This is a genomic window from Corallococcus sp. CA054B (genome assembly GCF_003611625.1).
Taxonomy (GTDB): Bacteria; Myxococcota; Myxococcia; order Myxococcales; family Myxococcaceae; genus Corallococcus; species Corallococcus coralloides.
On the sequence record NZ_RAVY01000310.1, the window covers coordinates 1 to 7,308 of the forward strand.

A 7,308-nucleotide genomic window follows, 5' to 3' on the forward strand; every position below is an offset into this window, starting at 1 on the left:
GGACCTGGGGACGTTGGCGGGGGCCCGGGAGCTGGGGGCGCGCCTCGCCGAGCTTGTCACGCCGGGGGCGACGCTCGTGCACAACGCGGGGCTGTGGCCGTCCCAGCGGGTGCTCAACGCGGACGGGCTGGAGACGGCGTTCGTCACCAACCACCTGGCGCCGCTGGTGATGCAGCGCCCGCTGCTGGAGTCCGGGCGGCTGCGGCGCGTCCTGGTGGTCAGCGCCGGCCTCATCATCAAGGGCCGCTTCGACGCCGCGCGCACGCCCACGGGCGAGGACTTCTCCAGCATCCGCACCTACTGCGACACGAAGCTGTGCTTCGCGCTGGCCATGCGCGACGTGGCCACCGCGCACCCGGAGGTGGACGTGGTGGTGCTCCACCCGGGCGTGGTGCGCACCGACCTGGGCGCGCGGCCGGGGCTCGTGGGCTGGCTGCTGTCGCAGGTGAAGCGCGCCTGGGAGCGTCCGGAGGTCTGCGCGGCCCGGCTTGCGCGCATTCTCGCGCGCGAGCGCTGGTCGCCTCCGGGGGATGCCCGCTGGCTGCTGGAGGAAGCCGAGCAGCCGTGGCCCGCCGTCGCCCAGGACGTGGCCACACGACAGGCATTGCGCGACACCACGGCCCAGCTGCTCGCATCCCGCTGACGGGCGGCCCTGCCCGTGGCCAGCTTCCCCAGGGGAGGCACGCCATGCCACTTGCGCCTGCGAATACGCGGATTCCTTGAAATACCAAAACCCCGGAGTGAGGATGGCAAACCTCCTGATTTTCAGGTGGTTCGGCTTCGGGGGTGTTCGTGCAATGGGTGGGCGCTGTCGCGTTGGTGTTTCTCATGGGAGGGTGTGCGACCACTCGCGTTGTCCACGTTGAGGTTGGAGACGGCAGGCAGGTGGTTCACGAGTCCCTGGATGTGGATCCGGTCCAGGTGAGTGAGGACGCGTTCAAGGCGGCCCTCGCGCGGCTCATCCTGGACATGCGAATGGACGTTGCCTTCCGCGAGACGGATGCGGCCGACCAGCGAGGGTGGGTGCGGTCCAGGGCCCTGCTCGCGTCCGCGAAGGGGCTCGCGGACCCTGGCTCAGGCAGCTCACCTGAAGCGCTGTCCGCGCGCATCTGCCCTGACGGGGACGACTGCTTGACGCTGGTGGGCGGGACGGGGCTGACGTTCTCGCGCAAGGACCGGACGCTGATGGCGCTCTCGTTCGCTCTCGACACGGTGTGGGAGAGCGTCGAGGTCGAGGTCGGCAAGGTGCTGAACCCGGTGGTGCTCAAGGCCATGGTGACCTCGGCCGCGTTGTCCGTGCTCCTCACGATGACGCTGCCCGAGCCCGTCACGAAGGTCATCGCGGTGGCACTGACGGCGGCGATGGTGGCCTACCTGGGCATCGTGCCGGTCTGGGAGATGGGCCGGGGCTTCGTGCGGCTGTGGGACGACGCGGGGACGGCAACGAGCGTCATCGAGTTGCAGGACATCGGCCATCGCTTCGGCAAGGTGCTGGGGACCAACGGGACGCGTGTCCTGGTGTTGCTCGTCACCGCGGCCCTGGGAGGAAGGAGTGCGATGGCGGCCCAGGGGCCCAGACTCCCGGGCTTCCCCCAGGCTGCATCGCGAGGACACGCCGAGGCGGGGTTCATCCTCGGAGAGGCACTGAATGGTGGCGTGACTTCCATCGCGATGCCTGCCGCGGGAGTGCTGAATGTGGCGCTGGCTCCGGGGGCGACCGCTGCCGTCGCGATGTACTCGAACGGCATTCCGGGTGACTCCGAGGGCCCGGTCCATCACATCTGCACGAACAAGAATCTGTTTTCGGCTGCCACAGGCGGCCCTTGGACACCGCTGTGTGAGAGGATTTTCAAGAAGGCAGGCCTGACGCTGGAAGATGCGGCCAACAAAGTGCGGCTCAAGGGTCATGAAGGGCCACACCCCGAGCTGTATCACAAGAAGGTCGTAAGTCGGCTACAAGATGCCGTCAGCCGCTGTAGGACAACTGAAACCTGTCGGGCCAGTTTGATGGATGAGCTAGCGAAAATAGCCGCCGAGCTCACGACGCAGGGCTCGCCGCTACGGCGACTCATTGTGAAGAGGGGAGAGTGAGATGGAGCGCCAATTCTATTGGGTTGAAATGGGCGATATACCCCAGTGGCTCATTGATACACCGACACGAGACTCTGGAGATGCGTTTGAAGAGCCTTGGATGTTCGCGGATGGCCGCGTCCTTTCAGACCCTGGCCCTCTCAAGACCCAAGTCTCACACCCCGGCATCAGGCGAGCATTTGTGTTCTCCGTGATAGAGAAAGCACCCATCGTCAGCGAAGCGGTCGCGAAGATCTTCAAGACGCTCGCTTCCGACAACGTCCAACTGTTCCCAGTCCTGATTGATGGCGAGCCCGAGCGGTACTTCGTCGTCAATGCCACCAAGGTGATTGATTGTATCGACGAGGCACGATGCCGGGAGGTGCATCACTACGACGAGGACGACCATCCCCCTGAACTTGAAGGGGAGTACAACTGGATCTACGGACTGCGAATCGACCCCTCGAAGACCGAGGGCGCTCATGTCTTCAGGCCGAAGAGGTTCAAGACAGCATTCATCGTCTCCGAAGACGTCAAGAGCGCGCTCGAAGCGGTCGGAAACCTGGGCGTGTCGTTTGAGCGAGTAACGGGACCCAGTTGAGACCGGGGCGCAGCCACACCGCCCCGCTGCTCGCCTCCCGCTGACGGGCGGCCCTGCCCGTGGCCAGCTTCCCCAGGGGAGGCACGCCATGCAGGAGCCGTCACAGCCGAGGAAGCAGGCAGGGCTTCGCGCCCCCGACGTGCCTTCTGTCCCCTGGCACGCGCTCCTCCCGGAGGCCGTGCTGGAACAGCTCTCCAGCACGCAGAAGGGACTGACGGAGGAGGCGGCCCGGGAACGGCTCGCGCGCCAGGGCCCCAACGTGCTGGAGCGCTCCCGGCCGGACAGCGCGTGGAAGCTCTTGTGGCGGCAGATCGACAGCCCGCTCATCTGGGTCCTCATCGCTTCCGCGGCCCTGGCCATCCTGCTGGGCAAGGTGACCGACGGGCTCGTCGTGGCCGCCGTCGTGGTCCTCAACACCCTCATCGGCTTCGTGCAGGAGTACCGCGCGGGCCGCGCCATCGAGGCCCTGAACCACATGGTGCCGGAGACCGCGCAGGTGCTGCGCGACGGGCACCTGGTGGCGCGGCCGGCGGCGGAGCTCGTCCCTGGCGACGTCGTGCAGCTGGCTTCAGGGGACCGCGTGCCCGCGGACCTGCGCCTGCTGCGCTCCCGCAACTTCCAGGTGGAGGAGGCCGCGCTCACCGGTGAGTCCGTCCCGTCGAGCAAGCACGTCGCGGCCGTGGCCGTGGCCGCGGAGCTGGGGGACCGGGCGAGCCTTGCCTTCGGCGGCACGCTGGTGACGTCCGGGACTGCCACCGCCGTCGTCGTCGCCACCGGCGGCGCCACGGAGCTGGGCCGCATCTCCCATCTCATGGAGCAGACCGCGGACCTGAGCACGCCGCTCACGCGGGAGCTGGCCCGGCTGGGCCGCATCATCAGCGCGGGCATCGTCGTGCTGTCCGCCGTGCTGCTCGGGGTGGGGATGTTCCGGGGATATGCCTTCAGCGACGCGGTGCTGGTGGCCATCACCCTGGCGGTGGCCGCCATCCCGGAAGGGCTGCCCGCCATCGTCACCATCGCCCTGGCCATCGGAGTGCAGCGCATGGCGCTTCGCCGCGCCGTCATCCGCAAGCTGCCCGCCGTGGAGACCCTGGGCAGCACGACCGTCATCTGCACGGACAAGACCGGCACCCTCACCCGCAACGAGATGACCGTGCAGGCGCTGTGGACCCGGCGCGGGCACTACACGCTCACCGGCGTGGGCCACTCCCCCCTGGGCGAGCTGCTCCACGCGGGACGCACCCTGGAGGTGCCGCCAGAAGACGTGCGCGCGCTGCTCGTCGCGGGCGTGCTCTGCAACGAGGCCGACCTCCAGCCTCGCGAGGGCCGCTGGGGGATGACCGGCGACCCCACGGAAGGGGCGCTGCTGTTCGCCGCGAAGAAGGCGGACCTGGGCGTGATGGACGTGCGCGAGCGCAACCCGCGCCTGGACGCCATCCCCTTCGAGTCCGAGCACCAGTACATGGCCACGCTCCACGCGGGCGGACCGGAGGGGCGCGAGCTGGTCCTCAAGGGCGCCCCGGAGGTCGTGCTGCGCCGCTGCGGGCCGGAGCTGGACCGCGACGCCGTGCTGGTGGAGGTGGAGCGCATGGCGCGGCAGGGCCTGCGCGTGCTCGCCTTCGCGCGCAAGGGCCTGCCCGGGGCGGAGGCCCTGCGGTCCAAGGACGTGGAGGCCGGCTTCACGCTGCTGGGCTTGCAGGGGATGATCGACCCGCCCCGCGAGGAGGCCGTGGCCTCCGTGAAGGCCTGCCACGCCGCCGGCATCCGCGTGAAGATGATGACCGGGGACCACCCGGGCACGGCGGAGGCCATTGGCCTTCAGCTGGGACTCCACGCTCCGGGGCATCCGGGCCTCACCGGCGCGCACCTGTCCTGCATGAGCGACGCGGAGCTGGCCGTGGCGGTGAAGGACACGAACGTGTTCGCGCGCCTGGCCCCCGAACACAAGCTGCGGCTGGTGCGCGCGCTCCAGGCGCAGCGGCACGTGGTGGCGATGACGGGCGACGGCGTCAACGACGCGCCCGCGCTCAAGCAGGCCAACATCGGCGTGGCCATGGGCATCACCGGCACGGCCGTGTCCCGCGAGGCCGCGGACCTGGTGCTGACGGACGACAACTTCGCCACCATCGTCGCCGCCGTCGAGGAGGGCCGCCGCGTCTACGACAACCTCGTCAAGTCGCTCGCCTTCGTGCTGCCCACCAACCTGGGGCTCGCCCTCATCCTCATGCTGGGGGTGACGTTCTTTCCCCTACAGGAGGCCGGCGGCGTGCGCGAACCGCTGCTGGCCATGCGCCCCACGCAGCTGCTGTGGATCAACCTGGTGGCCACCGTCACCCTGGCGCTGCCCCTGGCCTTCGAGGCGAAGGAGCGCCACGTCATGCGCCGTCCGCCCCGCGCGCCGGACACGCCCGTCCTGAGCCACTTCGTGGTGATGCGCACCGGGCTCGTCGCGCTGCTGATGGCGGCGGGCGCCATCGGCCTGTTCCTCTGGGAGTTCGCGCGCCAGGGCGGCGGCCAGGATGCCTCCAACGTCCTGACCCTGGCCGAGGCGCGCACCATGGCCGTCAACACCGTGGTCAGCTTTCAAATCTTCTACCTGTGGATGTGCCGCACGCTGACGGGCTCCACGCGCGAGGTGGGCTTCACGAGCAACCCCACCGTGTTCGTGGGCATCGCCGCGCTGGTGCTGCTCCAGGCCGCGTTCATGTACGTGCCCTTCTTCCAGCGCCTCTTCGGCTCCGCGCCGCTGTCGCTGGGGGACATCGCGCGGTCGGTGCTGGTGGGCGCCTGCGTGCTGCCGGCGGTGGGCCTGGAGAAGTGGCTGCGCTCGCGGCCGCGGCGGCGGGAGGTGGGCCGGAGCGTGAGCGCCTCCTGACCCGGGGCCCCGGAGGGCCTCACGCGCCGCGGATGTCCAGCCTGCGCAGCAGGGACGCGAAGTCGGAGAGGTGACGGACGGCGGTGAAGCGGGCGCGCACCTGCTCGTGGGCCTGGGTGCCCAGGCGGGCCGACAGGCGGGGTTCCTCCAGGAGCCTTCGCACCGCGGCGGCGAACTCCGGCAGGCAGGTGGGGTCGCGCACGAGCAGGCCCTCCACCTCGTGGTGCACCTGGTCCTGGATGCCGCCCACCGCGCTCGCCACCACGGGCCGGGACTTCCACATGGCCTCCGTGACGGTGAGCCCGAAGCCCTCCTTCAGGCTCTTCTGCACCACCACGCCCGCATGCCGCTGGAGCGCGTTGACGATGGCGGCGTTCTCCTCCGGGTCCACCATGGGCAGGCAGGCCAGGTGGACGCGCTGGCGCAGGAAGCGCGGCTGCTCGCGCCACGCCGCGACGACGGACTCGAACGTGGCCGCCCCTTCCGGGTCATCCGCGACGGACGTCACCGAGGGGCCGGCGAGGACCAGCTCCGCGCGCAGGCAGGGCGACTGCTTCAGGAGCAGCGCGAAGCCCCGCAGCACGCCCACCGGGTCCTTCAGCGGATCCCACCGCGACACCTGCACCACCAGCGGCACGTCCGCCGCGGGCGCGGCCCCCAGCCGCACGATGTCCGCCCCGCGCGACACCCGGGCCGGCACGCCGTCCATCCGGGTGAAGACAGGCGCGGGGAGGTCCGGCGAGCGGCCCACCAGCCCGATGTGGCCCAGGATGGCGCTCGCGACGGCGGGTTCCAGGGGCTGGTTCTTCACCGCGAAGATGTCGATGGAGGGCTGGATGACGACCGCCCGGTCCGCCAGCATCGGCGGCACGTAGGCGGCCCGTGAGAAGACCGCGAGCCGCGCGGCGGCCAGCCCCGGCGCGAGGAAGGCCCACGCCCGCTCCACCTCCTCGTTGGGCACGTCACATCCGATGTGGCAGCGCCACACCACCCCGGCCCCCGCGGCGGCGAGCGCCGGCGCCAGTCCCGCGGTCTGCGGGTCGTGCAGCAGGACCACGTCGCCCGGGCGGATGAGGACGAGCAGCTCCTCCGCGTTGTCGCGAAGCACGTCCTCGTAGCAGGCGCGCTCCCGGGGCCCCAGCGGAGAGCCATCTCCCCGGGAGCCGTGCAGCGCGTGGTGCAGCCGCTTGGTGATGTGGAAGAAGCCGGGCGTGCCCCGCATCACCATCCACCGCGTGTCCACGCCCGCCCCTCGGCCATAGGCGAGCAGCCCGGGCAGCATCTCCGCCACCCCGCCGCCCCGGGACGTGGAGTTCACGTTCCAGAACGTGCGGCCGCTCATGCCATCCCGGGCCTGCTCCGCGTGGGACTGGAGTGACTCCCACTCCGCCGCCGTGAGCCCTGGCCGGAAGCGCTCCAGCGAGCTGGCCTGCACGTGGACCTCGAAGGGCTTCAGGGAGTCCGCCTTGTCCGCGCGGGCGGCCTCCGGGACCTGCACCAGGGAATCGGTTGCGACGACGCTGTCCATGGCCCTCCCCCTTCGGGGTCCTCGCACGCGGAACGTTTGGGGCCGGGACTCGCGGGCGCAAGGCTTGGGGGCGGCGGCGTGCGGGCACGCGCGGGGCCCTCCTCCCGCCAGCGGCGGCCTGCGGTCCGGAGGCGCCGGGCCCAGCTTCGAAGGAGCGCGGACGCGTGGCCCCGCTCGCGACCCGCGGGACGAGGCCCTCCTCCTCCGCCGCGCCAGGAGTGCCGATCATGGACC

The 7,308-nt window shown here is 70.6% G+C and carries 5 protein-coding genes; 4 read left to right on the forward strand and 1 reads right to left on the reverse strand.

The annotated features are described in order from the left end of the window. From D7V80_RS39370 to D7V80_RS39385, 4 genes are all read left to right on the forward strand, one after another. Positions 1 to 643: SDR family oxidoreductase (locus D7V80_RS39370; protein ID WP_120592927.1), on the forward strand; the 643-nt coding region annotated here is incomplete at its 5' end. Between the two features lie 185 nt (positions 644 to 828). Beyond that, complete coding sequence (locus D7V80_RS39375; protein WP_370452629.1) at positions 829 to 2,091, forward strand: AHH domain-containing protein; 1,263 nt, start codon at positions 829 to 831, stop codon at positions 2,089 to 2,091. 1 nt (position 2,092) lies between these two features. Next, positions 2,093 to 2,671 carry an imm11 family protein gene (locus D7V80_RS39380; protein ID WP_199738978.1) on the forward strand — a complete coding sequence of 193 codons (579 nt, stop codon included), beginning with the start codon at positions 2,093 to 2,095 and terminating at the stop codon, positions 2,669 to 2,671. An 88-nt stretch (positions 2,672 to 2,759) separates the two neighbouring features. Continuing rightward, positions 2,760 to 5,546 carry an HAD-IC family P-type ATPase gene (locus D7V80_RS39385; RefSeq protein WP_120592928.1) on the forward strand — a complete coding sequence of 929 codons (2,787 nt, stop codon included), beginning with the start codon at positions 2,760 to 2,762 and terminating at the stop codon, positions 5,544 to 5,546. 19 nt (positions 5,547 to 5,565) lie between these two features. Here the strand turns inward: D7V80_RS39385 and D7V80_RS39390 are convergent, their stop codons facing one another. After that, the gene (locus D7V80_RS39390) at positions 5,566 to 7,074 is read right to left on the reverse strand and encodes a glycosyltransferase (protein ID WP_120592929.1); all 1,509 of its coding nucleotides are present in this window, start codon (positions 7,072 to 7,074) and stop codon (positions 5,566 to 5,568) included. Positions 7,075 to 7,308 lie beyond the last annotated feature (234 nt).

Bases quoted from the DNA above. Each gene is read 5' to 3' on its own strand.
- D7V80_RS39380 (WP_199738978.1), top strand. From the start codon at position 2,093: ATGGAGCGCCAATTCTATTGGGTTGAAATGGGCGATATACCCCAGTGG.
- D7V80_RS39385 (WP_120592928.1), top strand. From the start codon at position 2,760: ATGCAGGAGCCGTCACAGCCGAGGAAGCAGGCAGGGCTTCGCGCCCCC.
- D7V80_RS39375 (WP_370452629.1), top strand. From the start codon at position 829: ATGGGAGGGTGTGCGACCACTCGCGTTGTCCACGTTGAGGTTGGAGAC.
- D7V80_RS39390 (WP_120592929.1), bottom strand. From the start codon at position 7,074: ATGGACAGCGTCGTCGCAACCGATTCCCTGGTGCAGGTCCCGGAGGCC.